We start from the raw sequence: 14579 nt of genomic DNA on the forward strand, positions 1-14579 counted from the left end.
TGGGCGCGACGGCTTCCCCAAACAACTGGTGTCACAGCGGGCGAAACGGTAGATGGGCACGAAGGTTTAGCCACTTGTGATCTCCCCACCTGTGGGGGAGATGCCCGGCAGGGCAGAGGGGGCTCACACGGTGTGCCCTCTCCTCGTCATCTCTGTTCAAAGCTTCGCTCGAAGGCAAAGAATGAGGTAATTCGAGTCGTCAGACCTTCACCCGCGCCATATCGGGATCGTAGAGCGGCGACAGCGATACCTTGCAGGGGATGCGTTCCCGCGCGACGTCAAGCTCATAGGTGCCGGAGAGGACGAAATCCTCGGTCACGCCGTCGGGGTTGCGGACGTAGCCGTAGCCGATCGGCTTGCCCAGCGTATAACCGAAGCCGCCGCTCGACAGCCAGCCGACGCGCTTGCCGTCGCGATAGATCGTTTCACGGCCGAGCAGCACGGCATCGGCATTCTCGGGAACGAAGCAGGCGAGGCGCTTCTTAACGCCTCCCGAAAGCTGCTGCTCGATCGCCTCACGGCCCCGGAATGGGATATTCTTCCGCATCTTCACCGCCCAGCCGAGACCGGCCTCGACAGGCGTATGGTCGGGACCGATATCCGAGCCCCAGGCGCGATAACCTTTTTCCAGGCGGCAGCTCTCAATGGCGCGGTAGCCGGCATTGACGAGGCCGAGCTCGCCGCCTGATGCCATCAGCACGTCGTAGACCGTGGTCGCATATTCAATGGGAATATGCAGCTCGTAGCCGAGCTCGCCGACATAGGTGATGCGCAGCGCCCGCACGGGGCAGCCCGCAATGCCGATTGTCCTGACCTTGCCGAAGGGGAAGGCCGCATTCGAGACGTCGCTGCCCGTCACCTTTTCCAGCACGGCGCGGGAATTCGGTCCCATCAGCGACAGCACGGAATAGGCGGATGTGACGTCGACCAGCTCGGCATGCATCTCCGCCGGGATATTGCGTGCGATCCAATCGAAGTCATGGGTGGCGAAGCCGGTACCGGTGACGATGTAATATTCGTTCTCGGCGATGCGGGCGACCGTCACGTCGCATTCTATGCCGCCCTTGTCGTTCAGCATCTGCGTGTAGATGAGCGATCCCACCGGCCTTGCGACATCGTTGGAGGCGATCCAGGACAAGGCTGCCTCGGCATCCCTGCCCTTCAGCACGAATTTGGCAAAGGACGTCTGGTCGAAGATGACCGCCGCTTCGCGCACCGCCTTATGCTCGCGGCCGACCGCGTCGAACCAGTTCTGCCTGGTGTAGCTGTAGACATCCTTCGGCTCCTCGTTGGCGAAGAGATCGGCAAACCAGTTCGGCCGTTCCCAGCCGAGCTTTTCGCCGAAACAAGCGCCCTGCGCCTTCAGCCGGTCATAGAGCGGCGATTTGCGGCAGGGGCGGCCGCTCGAATGTTCCTCGAACGGCCAGGCCATGGTGTAATGTTTGCCGTAGGCTTCGAGCGTGCGTGTCCGCACCCAGTCGGTATCGAAATGCGGCCGGCCGAAACGACGGATATCGACCGGCCAGAGATCATAGGGCGGCTCGCCCTTCGTCACCCATTCGGCAAGCGCCATGCCAGCGCCGCCGGCAGAGGCGATGCCGAAGGCGTTGAAACCGGCGCCGACGAAGAAATTCTTCAGCTCCGGCGCCTCGCCGAGAATGAAGTTGCCATCCGGCGTGAAGCTTTCAGGGCCGTTCAGCAGCTGCTTGACGCCGACATTTTCCAGCGCCGGGACCCGGCCGAGCGCCTGTTCCATGATCTGCTCGAAATGATCGAAATTGCTGTCCAACAGCGTGTAGTGAAAACCGTCGGGAATGCCGTCCTTCGCCCAGGGAATGGGATTCGGCTCGTAGCCGCCCATGACGATGCCGCCGACCTCTTCCTTGTAGTAGGTCAGGCGATCGGGATCGCGCAGCGTCGGCAGGTTGGAGGGCACGCCGAAGGATTCGGTGATGATGTATTGGTGCTCGACGGAGACCAGCGGCACGTTGACGCCGAAGCGGGCGGCGAAGGTACGCGTCCATTGGCCCGCACAGACGACGACGCGCTCGCATTGGATACGACCTTGCGCCGTAACGACGGCACGAATCTTCCCCTTGTCGATTTCAAGGTCGAGGACTTCGGTATCCTCAAAGATCGAAACGCCCGACATGCGGGCGCCCTTTGCCAGCGCCTGGGTGATGTCGGAGGGATTGGCCTGGCCGTCGGTAGGGAGGAAGGCGGCGCCGACGAGATCGTCGACCGTCATCAGCGGCCAGAGGTCGAAGGCTTCCTGCGACGTCAGCAATTGCATTTCGAGGCCGAAGGACTGCGCGGTGGTTGCCTGGCGCCTGACCTCGGTCCAGCGCTCCTCGTTGCAGGCAAGGCGCAGGCCGCCATTCATCTTCCAGCCAGTGCCGAGGCCCGTTTCCTCTTCCAGCCGTTTGTAGAGATCGACGGAATAACCGAGAAGCTGGGTGATGTTGGCGCTGGTGCGCAGCTGGCCGACGAGGCCGGCGGCATGGAAGGTGGTGCCTGAGGTAAGCTTCTTGCGCTCCAGCAGCACGGTATCGGTCCAGCCGAGCTTGCCGAGATGATAGGCTGTCGAGCAGCCGATGATGCCGCCGCCGATGACCACGGCTTTCGCCGCCTTCGGTAATTCCTTCGTCATTTATCGGTCCTGTTCAAAGGCTTGATAGGCGCGCTCGAAGCGCGCGAGATTTTCGGCCGTATAGCCGGCGTAATCGAAATCGATGCTGGAATGGATTTCTGAAATCATGCTCCAGAGCGTCTCGCGCAGCAGCGAGGCGCATTTCATCGCGGCATAGCGCCTGTTGAGATCATCGGTCAGCGGCCGGTCGAAATAGGTCTCCAGCATCGTGTGCTCGGCCGCTTGCGAGAGCTCGTTGTTGGAGGCCAATCCGCCGAGATCGAAAAGCGGCGTGTTGAAACCGGCATAGTCCCAGTCGATCAGCCAGAGCCGCTTGCCGTCATCGAGAAAGTTGGCGGCCAGCAGGTCGTTGTGGCCGAAGGCGATCTCGAAAGGCCCTGCCGCTTCTTCCAGCGTCTCAGCCCTACCGACGAGCCCCGGCAGCAGAGGAAGATAGCTGCTCGCCGACGCCTTCAGATTGGCGGCGTAATCTCGGATGACGTGGAAGACCCAGAAGATCATTGCCTGGCCGCGGAAATGCCGGGCGATGTCGCGATGGCAAGCGCGCACCAGCGGCAAGACCCGGGCGAGCGTGTGCGGGGTCCTGATATCCTCCGGCGACAGCGCCCGCGCCTCGATATATTCGAGCACCAGGACGCCCGGCGAATGGTGGATGACGGCAGGCGATATGCCGGCCGCATGGGCGGCGCGGCTCGCGGCAAGCTCGTTCTGCCTGTTGATGTGGTGGATCGGAATATCGGTGCCGAGCCTGACCACACAGCGTGCGACGGCATCGCTGACCAGATAGTTCCTATTGGTGATGCCGCCTGCTATCGGCGAGATTGCGATCGGCCCCTGCCAGATGCCAAGCGCATGAATCCTATCTTCAGGCGTCATGCTCAACCCCCCAGAGCATGATGCCGAAAAGTGTGAGCGGTTTTCGGACGAAATCATGCTCTAACTATATAATGTAGAACAGGATTCAGATTTTAGGCCGACCCGGCCTAAAATCATCCTGTTCTAGCGGCCCCTCGTGAAATGATGGGCCAGAGGAGGATCGGCTGTCAAGCAGCGGTGCGCTTAGATCGTCTTGCCGGCAGCATCGAAGACGTGGCAGCGGGCCGGGTCGAAGGAAGCCCTCACATTGGCGCCGCGCTCCACCTTCTGCTGGCCGTCGAGCGCGACGGTCAAGAGCTGGTTATCCGGCGTCGTGGTGTAGAGCATGGTGGCGCCGCCGAGATTTTCGACGAGATCGACGTTGACGGTCGACAGTGTGATTGCGCCTTCGGCCAGCGAAAGATGCTCGGGGCGGATGCCGAAGGTGACCTCCTCTCCCGTGCCACCCTTCAGCCGGCGCGGCAGGCGGACGGAATTGCCGCAGACATGGATGCTGGTTTCGGTCTCGCCGACCTGCTCGATGCGGGCCCTCAAAAAATTCATCTTCGGGCTGCCGATGAAGCCAGCGACGAAGCGGTTGGCCGGGTTGTTGTAGAGATCGAGTGGGGCGCCGACCTGCTCGATGCGGCCGGAATTCAACACCACGATCTTGTCCGCCATCGTCATGGCTTCGACCTGGTCATGGGTGACATAGATCATCGTATTGCCGAGGCTGCGGTGCAGGCGGGAGATCTCGACGCGCATCTGCACGCGCAGTTCGGCATCGAGGTTCGACAGCGGCTCGTCGAACAGGAAGATCCGCGGCTCGCGCACGATGGCGCGGCCGATCGCGACGCGCTGGCGCTGGCCGCCGGAGAGCGCCTTCGGCTTGCGCTCCAAGAGCTTCTCGATCTGCAGAATCTCGGCGGCGCGCTTCACCTTCGGCTGGATATCGGCCTTCTTGTAACCCGCCGTCTCCAGGCCGAAGGCGAGGTTTTTATAGACCGACATATGGGGATAGAGCGCATAGGACTGGAAGACCATGGCGATGCCGCGCTTGGCAGGCGCCACCTCGTTCATGCGCTCGTTGTCGAGCAACAGCCCGCCGCCTGAGATCTCCTCGAGACCGGCGATCATGCGCAGAAGGGTGGATTTTCCACAGCCCGAGGGGCCGACGAAAACGACGAATTCGCCGGGATCGATCGTCAGGTCGATGCCATGGATCACATCCATCGCGCCGTAGCGCTTCTCGACCTTCTGAAGAACGACACTGGTTGCCATCTTCTCAAAACCCTCTCTTTTTATTTTACCGGTTACTTCGTTCTTGCGCGCCAATCGGCGTATTTCGGACTATCAGAACCCACCGGCAGCGGCACGTCGGCGCCGCTATCGGAAGACTGATAAATGGCGGTGACGAGTTCCAGCGCGCGCCGGGCGTCCTTTGTCGTCACCGGCAGCGGCGCATGGCCGCTGAGGAAAGCGTGGAACTGGCCCATCTGGGTGGTGAAGCGCGGCGCGACCGGCTGCCAGTCGCCAACCACCCTGTCGATCTGCTGCTGCACGTCGTCGTTTGCGGCGATGATCTTCCAGGGGTCCTTGCCGGGTGTATAGGGCTCGTGACTGCTCTCGAAAGTGACATTCTCGAAGTGCAGCCTGAGCCGGCTGATCTGCTCCTGCGAACCAAGCGTGCAGGAAAGCGAGACAAAGGCGCCGCTTTCCATCAGCAGGCTGGCGGAGGCACAATCCTCAACCTCAATATCGTTGACGCGGGTGGCGACGCGGCCGAAGACCCTGGCCGCCGGACCCATCAGATGCATCAGCATGTCGTGCAGGTGCAGCGCATGGGTGACGAGCACGCCGCCAAGTTCCGTCGCCCATTTGCCGCGCCAAGGCACGGCGTAATATTCCGGCTTGCGCAGCCAGAAGGTTTCGACCGAAGCGGTATAGGGCTTGCCGGCAATACCGGCGTCGATGATCCGCTTGGCCTTCTGGATGCCGTCGCCGTAACGGTACTGGAAGATCGGCATCAGCACGCCTTTGGCGGTCTTTTCCGCTTCCATGATGGTATCGACGGCGGCAAGCGAGCCCGTCAGCGGCTTTTCGCAGACGACATGTTTGCCGGCGGCAAGCGCTGCGACCACCTGTTCCAGATGGATGCCGGGAGGGGTGCAGATATCGATGATGTCGACAGTGTCGTCGGCCAGCAGCTCCGCGAAGGAGGTGGTGCGCCGTTCGATGCCGAACTCGTCGCCGACCGCTGCCATGCGCTGCTCATTCAGGTCGCAGATCGCCACGACCTTGAACTTGTCGGAATGCGGCAGGTAACCCTCGACGATATGGGAGCGGCCGATACCGCAGCCAATGATCGCGACCGTCCTGATGCTCATGTCGCTCTTTCCTGTCATCGCCATCAACGCTTCATGCCCGTCGTTGCGATGCCCTCGATCAGCAGGCGCTGGAAGAACAGGAAGAAGAAGAACACCGGCACGAGCGTCAGGGTCGACATGGCGAACAAACCGCCCCAATCCGATGCGCTGGTGGAATCCACGAAGGTGCGCAGGCCGAGCTGGATCGTATAGGTGTTCATGTCGTTCAGGTAGATCAGCGGGCCGAAGAAATCGTCCCAGGTCCAGATGAAGGAGAAGATGGCGGCCGTTGCCAGCACCGGCAGCGACAGCGGCAGCATGATCTTCCAGTAGATGCGCCAAGCGCTGCAGCCGTCCATCATCGCCGCCTCGTCCAATTCGCGCGGGATGCCGCGGAAGAACTGCACCATCAGGAAGATGAAGAAGGCATCGCTTGCCAGGAACTTCGGCACGACAAGCGGCAGGATGGTGTTGACCCAGCCGAGATCGAGAAAGAGCACATATTGCGGAATCAACGTCACGTGATAGGGGATCATCAACGTGCCGAGCATGATTGCGAACCAGAAATTCCGGCCGGCAAAACGCAGCCGCGCAAAGGCGAAAGCCGTCAGCGAACAGGCGATGACATTGCCGGTCACCACCAGCAGCGAGATGACCAGCGAATTCCAGAAGAACCGGCCGAAGCTGACATCGAGGCCGACCCAACCGCGCGCATAGGAGGAGAAATCGATCGACGACGGGATGAGCGAGGTCGACGAGAAGATCTCGGTTTCCGGCCTGACCGATGCCGAAACCATCCACAACAGCGGATAGAGCATGAGGAGCGAAGCGGCGATCAGCAGGGCGTGGATGATGAGCGACGCCGGCAGGCTGCGTTTGGTGATGTCGGATGGCGGCCTGGCCGCAGTGACGGAAGCGGTCATCTCAGTCATCGTAGTGCACCCAATAACGCGAGGTCAGGAAGGAGAAGGCGGTGAAGATCGCGATGATCACCACCAGGATCCAGGCGAGCGCCGAGGCATAGCCCATGCGGAAATTGCCGAAGGCTTCCTGATAGAGGTAGAGCGTGTAGAACAGCGTCGAGTTGATCGGACCGCCGGTGCCGCCGGAAATGATGAAGGCCGGCGTGAAGGCCTTGAAGGCATCAATCGTCTGGACGACGGCATTGAAAAAGATCACCGGCGTCAGAAGCGGCAGCGTGATCTTGTAGAATTGCCGGAACTTGGAGGCGCCGTCGAGGCTGGCGGCCTCATACATATCCTGCGGGATCTGGCGCAGCCCGGCCAGGAAAATAATCATCGGCGAGCCGAACTGCCAGACGGACAGCGCCACCAGCGTATAGATCGAATAGTTCGGATGCGAGATCCAGCTCGGACCTTCGATACCGAAATACGAAAGCGCGGCATTGACGAGGCCATCGCCGGCGAAAAGCTGGCGCCAGAGCACGGCGATCGCCACGCTACCGCCCAGCAGTGACGGCAGATAGAAGATGGCACGATAGACCGACAGCCCGCGCAGGCCGCGGTTCAGCGCCATGGCGACCAGCAATGCGAAGGTCAGCTTGAACGGCACCGAGAAGACGACATAGGTCAAGGTGACATACATGGCGGCCGAAAATTTCGGATCCGCCGTGGCGATGCGCACGTAATTCGCCATCCCCACCCACCGCGGCGACTGAAGCATGTCGAAGTCGGTGAAGGAAAGGTAGAGCGAAATCAGGGCCGGCCCGAGCGTCAGCCCGAAAAAGCCGATGAGCCATGGAAGAAGGAAAAGATAGCCGGGAGCATTGGCATTCCAGAGACGCTTGAAGCGTCCTTCGGCCACGGCCCCCTGATATCTTTCCACATTGATGGCCCCTGCGGGCGTGCGCATCGCATTGCTCATACGGGATCAGCCTCGTGCGAGAATCTGCGTGATTTCAGCGACAAGCTGTTTGCCGCCGTCGGAAGGAGACAGCTGTCCGAAGCCGACCTGTTCGGCGATGTTGCGTAACATCAGATCAGCTTCACCGGCGCCGGCCGGCGGCGGCGGCGGCAATTTGCCGGCGAGATCGCCGAGGCCGCTGACATAGGCCAGCGCAACTTTGCCGTTCTCATCAAGCTTCGCCGCGACCACCTCGCGCATGGCGCTCGATTCCGGAATGCCGCGTTCGACATCCAGAAGCAGCGCTGCCTCGGGGTTCTTGACGAAGAAATTGACGTAGTCCACGGCCATATCTATGGCTTTCGACTGGGCGGAGACCGAGAAGAACATCGAAGGCTTGCGATAGTGGCCGCCCTTCGAATCCCCCTTGACGCGCATGTAGTTGGTCAGCGCCAGCTTGTCCTTGTTCATTGCCTGATAGCCGACGAACTGGTTGGAATGGGCAAAACCGGCGGCCGACTTGCCGAGCGAGACCGTGTTGGTTTCGATGTCGTTCTTGTCGAGAGCCTGGATATCGGCAGGAACACAGGCGCCGGCCTCACGGAACTTGGCCCACATGTCGTACCATTCGGAGGCATCGTCCACGTCGAAGGCGATCTTGCCGTCTGCAGTATAAAGCGCCTTGCGGCGCTGACGCAGCCAGTTTTCGAACAGCGGTTCGCTGCCGCTGCCGTCGGCGATGCCGAACATGCCCTTGCGTTTTCCTGCCTTGGTGATCTCCGCACCCATGCGGGCGAACTCTTCCCAGGTGGTCGCCTGGGTCGGCAGATCGACGCCGGCCTCCTTGAAGGCGGTGGTGTTCAGGACCGTGGCCGCCGAATTCGCGCCCAGGCTGACGCCATAGAGATGACCGTCGACGCTGCCGCCTTCGATCTGCGCCTTGTCGAAATCGTCGAGGTTGAGCTTGGCCGGCATATAGGATTCGAGCGGGGCGAGCGCACCGCGCCGCGCATATTGGACGATATAGCGATAGTCCATCTGGATGACATCGGGCGCGTTGCGGCCAGCCACCTGGGTCGCAAGGCGCGGCCAGTAGTCGCCCCAGCCGAGGAATTCGCCGGTGATCGACGTTCCCGGCTTCTTCGACTGATAGAGCTGCGATACCTTGTTGGTGCGGTCGGCGCGCGGTTGCGAGCCCCACCACAGGAGACGCAGTCGCGTTTCCTGTGCCAAAGCGCTGGTTCCCAGCGCCGAGAGCGAGAGAAGCGCGGCGCCTCCCGCGACGAAATTACGTCTGCTTACACGGAATGTCATTTCTTTTCCTCCTCCAAAGGGAAGCGCCTCCACACGCTTCCGAACCTAGTTACCCTTGCATAAATAACTAATTGGTTACAAGCTACGGGCAAAGCGGCGAGCGTGTCAAGCGGTGTCGCTCGCGGGGCTTTCAAATTCGGTTTTTACAATTTCGCACCGAAGGCTTATGAGCGCAACATGTGAGACGGAGGTGGAGAGATGAACGACAGCGGGGGGAATGGGGAAAAGAAAAGGTTGCGGCGCCCATCTGCCGAACGCACGGCCCAACGCGATCCGGAGCGGACACGCGCTGCTATCCTTGACGCGGCAACCCGGGAATTTGCCGAAAACGGCATGGGCGGGGCTCGTGTCGACGCCATCGCCGAGCGCGCCGGCACCAACAAGCGCATGCTCTATCATTATTTCGGCGACAAGGAGCAGCTCTACCTCAGAGTGCTCGAAGAAGCCTATGTCGGCATCCGCACCGCCGAACGCGCGCTGCATATCGGCGACCGCAGCCCCGAGGAAGGCATCGGCGAACTGGCGCTCTTCACCTGGCGTTATTTCCTCCAGCACCCGGAATTCCTCAGCCTGCTCGGCACGGAAAATATGCATCGGGCCCGCTGGCTGCGCCAGTCCGTCCGGCTCAAGGAACTGCATTCGCATCTGATCGGCGAGCTTTCGGACGTGCTCGAACGGGGAAAGAAGCAGGGGGTCTTCATCCAGACCGCCGATCCCCTGCATGTCTACCTGACGATCGCCTCGCTCGGTTATTTCTACCTGTCCAACCAGTACACGCTTTCGACGATCTTCGGCCGCGACCTGATCGAACCGACCCACCTCAATGCCTGGGAAAGGCATATCGTCCACGTCACGCTGACCTCGATCAAGCGCTGAATTTGTAAAATCGGATTTGACTATTGACAGCCGCGTTGCTCTTCTGCCATCAAGTAACTGTTTAGTTACCGGCTCGGGAGGACCGGACGAGGATGCCCGCTCCCGCCGCAAAAATTTGCTGGGAGGAAAAAATGGCACGCTTGGGGATCATCTTGCACGGCGTTACCGGCCGCATGGGTTACAATCAGCACCTGGTGCGTTCTATTCTCGCCTTCCGCGACCAGGGCGGCATCACGCTGAAATCGGGTGAGAAACTCGAGATCGACCCCATCATCGTCGGCCGCAACGGCGCCAAGATGGAAGAGCTGGCGAAGAAGCATAACATCAAGCGCTGGTCGACCGATCTCGATGCCGCGCTCGCCAATCCCGACGACACGATCTTCTTCGACGCCGGCACGACGCTGATGCGCGCCGAGCTGCTGTCCAAGGCGCTCGATGCCGGCAAGCATGTCTATTGCGAAAAACCGATCTCCGACGATCTGCAGGTGGCCCTCGATCTTGCCCGCAAGGCGCGCGGCTCCGGCCTCAAGCATGGCGTCGTGCAGGACAAACTCTTCCTGCCCGGCCTGCGCAAGCTGGCGCTGCTCAGGGATTCCGGCTTCTTCGGCAAGATCCTCTCGGTGCGCGGCGAATTCGGCTACTGGGTTTTCGAAGGCGATTGGGGCGTGCCGGCCCAGCGCCCCTCCTGGAACTACCGCAAGGGCGACGGCGGCGGCATCATCCTCGACATGCTCTGCCACTGGCGCTACGTGCTCGACAATCTGTTCGGCGAAGTCAAAGCCGTATCCTGCCTCGGTGCTACGCATATTCCACGCCGCATCGATGAGCAGGGCAAGTCCTATGACTGCGACACCGACGATGCGGCCTATGCGACCTTCGAGCTCGAAGGCGGCGCGATCGCGCAGATCAATTCCTCCTGGGCCGTCCGCGTCCGCCGCGACGACCTCGTCACCTTCCAGGTCGACGGCACGCATGGTTCGGCCGTCGCCGGTCTGACGAAATGCTGGAGCCAGCACCGCGTCAACACGCCGAAGCCGGTCTGGAACCCGGACCAGCCGCAGACGATCGACTTCTACAAGACCTGGGACGAGGTTCCCGATACGCAGGCTTTCGAGAACGGTTTCAAGGCGCAGTGGGAAATGTTCATCCGCCATGTCGTCGAAGACGCACCGTGGCCCTATGGCCTGGAAGCCGGCGCCAAGGGTGTGCAGCTTGCCGAACTCGGCCTGAAATCCTGGGTCGAGCGTCGCTGGCTCGACGTTCCCGCACTGGAGTTCTGAGCCGTGACGACGATCAATCTCCCTCTCGACGGCAAGATCGTTCCCTACACGCTGACCGGCACGCCGATCGAACTGAAGAAGCGCGACGCCAAGGCCTTTCCGCGCATCGCCTTTGCCGCCGCCCATGTAGTCGCCGATCCGCTCGCCGACAACGATCCATGGCTGACGCCGGCGATCGATTGGGAGCGCACCCTCGCCTTCCGTCACCGGCTCTGGGATCTCGGCCTCGGCGTTGCCGAAGCGATGGATACGGCACAGCGCGGCATGGGCCTCGGCTGGCCGGAAGCGCGCGACCTCCTCCGCCGGGCGCTTGCCGAAGCGGCCGGCCGCAAGGACGCGCTGATCGCCTGCGGCGCCGGCACGGACCATCTGACGCCGGGACCCGACGTCACCGTCGACACGATCCTCAGGGCTTATGAAGAGCAGATCGAAACGGTGGAGGCCGCCGGCGGCCGCATCATCCTGATGGCGAGCCGGGCGCTTGCCGCTGCCGCCAAAGGGCCGGACGACTATATCCGCGTCTATGACCGCATCCTCCGCCAGGTCAAGGAACCTGTCATCATCCACTGGCTCGGTGAAATGTTCGATCCGGCGCTCGAGGGTTATTGGGGCAACGGCGACCACATCGAAGCCATGTCTACCTGCCTCGAGGTGATCGAGGCCCATGCCGACAAGGTCGACGGCATCAAGATCTCGCTTCTTTCCAAGGAGAAGGAAGTGGCGATGCGCCGCCGGCTGCCGAAAAGCGTGCGCATGTATACCGGCGACGATTTCAACTATGCCGAACTGATCGCCGGCGACGAAGAGGGCCATTCCGACGCACTGCTCGGCATTTTCGATGCGATCGCTCCGGCTGCCTCTGCAGCCCTCGAGGCGCTCGGCCGCAAGAGCAATCATGAATTCTTCGACCTGCTGGAGCCGACCGTGCCGCTGTCGCGCCACATCTTCAAGGCGCCGACCCGCTTCTACAAGACCGGCGTCGTCTTCCTCGCTTATCTCAACGGCCTGCAGGATCATTTCGTCATGGTCGGCGGCCAGCAGAGCACCCGCTCGCTGACGCATCTGGCCGAACTCTTCCGCCTGGCCGACAAGGCCCGGGTTCTGGCAGATCCCGATCTAGCCGCAGGCCGCATGCGCCAAGTGCTTGCCGTCCACGGCGTCAACTGAAGCACGCGGAACGGGAGGGGAATGACATGCAGGTCGAAGGACTTTCGATCAACCTGGCGACGATCCGCGAGCAATGCGGCTTTGCCGAGGCTGTCGATATCTGCCTGAAACACGGCATCACCGCGATCGCCCCCTGGCGCGACCAGGTCGCCAAGGTCGGTCTCGACGAGGCGGTGCGTATCGTCAAATCGAACGGCATCAAGCTGACCGGCCTTTGCCGCGGCGGCTTCTTCCCGGCGGCGAACGATGCCGACTGGCAGAAAAACCTCGACGACAACAGGCGGGCCATCGATGAGGCGGCAGCGTTTTCCGCCGATTGCCTCGTGCTCGTCGTCGGCGGTCTGCCTGACAGTTCGAAGGACATCGTCGCGGCGCGCCGAATGGTGTTCGACGGCATTGCCGCCGTTTTGCCGCATGCGCAGGCTGCCGGCGTGAAGCTCGCCATTGAACCGCTGCATCCAATGTATGCCGCCGACCGTGCCTGCGTGAACACGCTCAGTCAGGCGCTCGATATGTGCGAGCAGCTCGGCGAGGATGTCGGCGTTGCGGTCGATGTCTACCATGTCTGGTGGGATCCCGATCTTGCCAACCAGATCGCCCGCGCCGGGCGCATGAAACGCATCTTTGCCCATCACATCTGCGACTGGCTGGTGCCGACAACGGACATGCTGCTCGACCGCGGCATGATGGGCGATGGTGTGATCGACCTCAAAGGCATAAGACGGATGGTGGAGGCCGCCGGTTTCTTCGGCGCTCAGGAGGTGGAGATCTTTTCGGCCGAAAACTGGTGGAAACGCCCGGCCGACGAAGTGATCGCCACCTGCGTCGAGCGCTTCAGGAGCTGCTGCCAGGCCTGATTTCAGTATTTGTTTCATCACGCATGTAGGAGGATCATTCGATGGAGAAACGCCGTTTTGCCCTGATCGGTACGGGAAACCGCGGCACCACCATGTGGGGCAAGGATCTGCTTGCCGGCTGGCGCGAGCATGTCGACCTGACCGCCATCGTTGAGAAGAATTCGCTGCGCGGCGAGCGCGCCCGCAACATGATCGGCAGCAATGCGCCGCTCTACGAAAACATCGATTCGATGCTTGCTGAGCAGAAGCCGGATCTCGTCATCGTCTGTACGCCCGACCATACGCATGACGATATCGTCGTGCGGGCGCTGGAGTCCGGCATCGATGTCATTACCGAAAAGCCAATGACGACCTCGGTCGAAAAGATTCGCCGGATTCTGGATGCCGAAAAGCGTACCGGTCGCCGGGTCGACGTGTCCTTCAACTATCGCTATGCGCCGACGGCTGCGAAGATCAAGGAATTGCTGAATGCCGGCGAGATCGGCCGGGTCACCTCAGTCGATTTTCATTGGTATCTGAACACCAAGCACGGTGCCGACTACTTCCGCCGCTGGCATGCCTATACGGAAAATTCCGGCAGCCTGTTCGTCCACAAGGCGACGCATCATTTCGATCTTTTGAACTGGTATCTCGACAGCGATCCCGAAGCCGTCACCTCCTTCGCCGACCTACAGAATTACGGCCGCAAGGGGCCGTTCCGCGGCCCGCGCTGCAAGCTCTGTCCGCACGCGCATGAATGCGACTACTATCTCGATCTCGAGGCCGATCCCTTCCTCGATTCACTCTACGAGGATCCCTCGAAGATCGACGGCTACTTCCGAGACGGCTGCGTCTTCCGCGAGGACATCGACATTCCCGATACGATGGTGGTGTCGCTCCGTTACCGCAACAACGTCCATGTCTCCTATTCGCTGAACACCTTCCAGCCGATCGAAGGCCATCACCTTGCCTTCAACGGCACCAAAGGGCGCATCGAGCTTCGCCAATATGAAGCCCAGCCCTGGGAAGAGCCGAAGGAGGACACGATCCTGCTCATCCGCAATTTCCCTGATGGTAAGGAGGCAGTGGAGCGCATCGTCGTTCCGCATTTCACCGGCGGCCATTACGGCGGCGACGACCGGATGCGCAACATGATCTTCAAGCCCGAAGTGGAAGACAAGCTTGCGCAACGCGCCGGCACGCGGGCAGGCGCCATGTCGGTGCTCTGCGGCATTGCGGCGCTGGAGAGCTCGCGCACCGGCAAGGTGGTCGATATTGCCGATCTCATGCCTGAACTTGCCAATGACGGTTCGCCAAATTCGCTGAGGACGTCGCGCTGATACCTGACACCTTCGGGCTTTTGCTTGAATTG

Annotated in this window: 12 protein-coding genes; 5 read left to right on the forward strand and 7 right to left on the reverse strand. The window is 61.3% G+C overall.

Features of this window, described 5'->3' with window-relative positions; translation table 11 throughout:
- Positions 1-199: 199 nt before the first annotated feature.
- The 7 genes from RWK44_RS15260 to RWK44_RS15290 form a co-directional block, all read right to left on the reverse strand.
- Positions 200-2650, reverse strand: a complete 2451-nt coding sequence (locus tag RWK44_RS15260; protein WP_316029033.1) for a GcvT family protein — start codon at positions 2648-2650, stop codon at positions 200-202.
- Positions 2651-3526 (reverse strand): phosphotransferase, encoded by an 876-nt coding sequence (locus RWK44_RS15265; RefSeq protein WP_131640113.1) that lies wholly within the window; start codon positions 3524-3526, stop codon positions 2651-2653.
- Positions 3527-3709: 183 nt separating this feature from the next.
- The gene (locus RWK44_RS15270) at positions 3710-4786 is read right to left on the reverse strand and encodes an ABC transporter ATP-binding protein (protein ID WP_222011215.1); all 1077 of its coding nucleotides are present in this window, start codon (positions 4784-4786) and stop codon (positions 3710-3712) included.
- Positions 4787-4818: 32 nt separating this feature from the next.
- Positions 4819-5916 (reverse strand): Gfo/Idh/MocA family protein, encoded by a 1098-nt coding sequence (locus RWK44_RS15275; RefSeq protein WP_316029034.1) that lies wholly within the window; start codon positions 5914-5916, stop codon positions 4819-4821.
- Positions 5916-6803 (reverse strand): carbohydrate ABC transporter permease, encoded by an 888-nt coding sequence (locus RWK44_RS15280; RefSeq protein WP_003544261.1) that lies wholly within the window; start codon positions 6801-6803, stop codon positions 5916-5918. Before RWK44_RS15280 ends, RWK44_RS15275 begins: the two co-directional genes overlap by 1 nt.
- Positions 6796-7755 carry a carbohydrate ABC transporter permease gene (locus RWK44_RS15285; protein WP_131665428.1) on the reverse strand — a complete coding sequence of 320 codons (960 nt, stop codon included), beginning with the start codon at positions 7753-7755 and terminating at the stop codon, positions 6796-6798. Before RWK44_RS15285 ends, RWK44_RS15280 begins: the two co-directional genes overlap by 8 nt.
- 6 nt (positions 7756-7761) lie before the next feature.
- Positions 7762-9048, reverse strand: coding sequence for an ABC transporter substrate-binding protein (locus tag RWK44_RS15290; protein WP_316029035.1), 1287 nt, complete (start codon positions 9046-9048; stop codon positions 7762-7764).
- Positions 9049-9246: 198 nt separating this feature from the next.
- Here RWK44_RS15290 and RWK44_RS15295 point away from each other — a divergent pair, with 198 nt between their 5' ends.
- From RWK44_RS15295 to RWK44_RS15315, 5 genes are all read left to right on the forward strand, one after another.
- Entirely contained in the window at positions 9247-9924 is a 678-nt protein-coding gene (locus tag RWK44_RS15295) for a TetR/AcrR family transcriptional regulator (RefSeq protein ID WP_131665430.1), read from the forward strand.
- Positions 9925-10055: 131 nt separating this feature from the next.
- Positions 10056-11204, forward strand: a complete 1149-nt coding sequence (locus RWK44_RS15300; RefSeq protein ID WP_221942257.1) for a Gfo/Idh/MocA family protein — start codon at positions 10056-10058, stop codon at positions 11202-11204.
- A gap of 3 nt (positions 11205-11207) precedes the next feature.
- Positions 11208-12371: a dihydrodipicolinate synthase family protein gene (locus tag RWK44_RS15305; RefSeq protein WP_316029036.1), complete on the forward strand. Its 1164-nt coding sequence runs from the start codon at positions 11208-11210 to the stop codon at positions 12369-12371.
- Positions 12372-12397: 26 nt separating this feature from the next.
- On the forward strand, positions 12398-13228 hold the full coding sequence (locus tag RWK44_RS15310) for a sugar phosphate isomerase/epimerase family protein (RefSeq protein WP_316029037.1): 831 nt from the start codon (positions 12398-12400) through the stop codon (positions 13226-13228).
- A gap of 41 nt (positions 13229-13269) precedes the next feature.
- Positions 13270-14547 carry a Gfo/Idh/MocA family protein gene (locus RWK44_RS15315; RefSeq protein WP_316029038.1) on the forward strand — a complete coding sequence of 426 codons (1278 nt, stop codon included), beginning with the start codon at positions 13270-13272 and terminating at the stop codon, positions 14545-14547.
- Positions 14548-14579 lie beyond the last annotated feature (32 nt).

It is taken from the genome of Rhizobium sp. 25PS6, from assembly GCF_032464655.1.
Taxonomy (GTDB): domain Bacteria; phylum Pseudomonadota; class Alphaproteobacteria; order Rhizobiales; family Rhizobiaceae; genus Rhizobium; species Rhizobium laguerreae.

Coding starts and splice junctions, on each gene's coding strand:
- RWK44_RS15260 (WP_316029033.1), bottom strand. CDS start 2,650: ATGACGAAGGAATTACCGAAGGCGGCGAAAGCCGTGGTCATCGGCGGC.
- RWK44_RS15265 (WP_131640113.1), bottom strand. CDS start 3,526: ATGACGCCTGAAGATAGGATTCATGCGCTTGGCATCTGGCAGGGGCCG.
- RWK44_RS15270 (WP_222011215.1), bottom strand. CDS start 4,786: ATGGCAACCAGTGTCGTTCTTCAGAAGGTCGAGAAGCGCTACGGCGCG.
- RWK44_RS15275 (WP_316029034.1), bottom strand. CDS start 5,916: ATGGCGATGACAGGAAAGAGCGACATGAGCATCAGGACGGTCGCGATC.
- RWK44_RS15280 (WP_003544261.1), bottom strand. CDS start 6,803: ATGACTGAGATGACCGCTTCCGTCACTGCGGCCAGGCCGCCATCCGAC.
- RWK44_RS15285 (WP_131665428.1), bottom strand. CDS start 7,755: ATGAGCAATGCGATGCGCACGCCCGCAGGGGCCATCAATGTGGAAAGA.
- RWK44_RS15290 (WP_316029035.1), bottom strand. CDS start 9,048: ATGACATTCCGTGTAAGCAGACGTAATTTCGTCGCGGGAGGCGCCGCG.
- RWK44_RS15295 (WP_131665430.1), top strand. CDS start 9,247: ATGAACGACAGCGGGGGGAATGGGGAAAAGAAAAGGTTGCGGCGCCCA.
- RWK44_RS15300 (WP_221942257.1), top strand. CDS start 10,056: ATGGCACGCTTGGGGATCATCTTGCACGGCGTTACCGGCCGCATGGGT.
- RWK44_RS15310 (WP_316029037.1), top strand. CDS start 12,398: ATGCAGGTCGAAGGACTTTCGATCAACCTGGCGACGATCCGCGAGCAA.
- RWK44_RS15315 (WP_316029038.1), top strand. CDS start 13,270: ATGGAGAAACGCCGTTTTGCCCTGATCGGTACGGGAAACCGCGGCACC.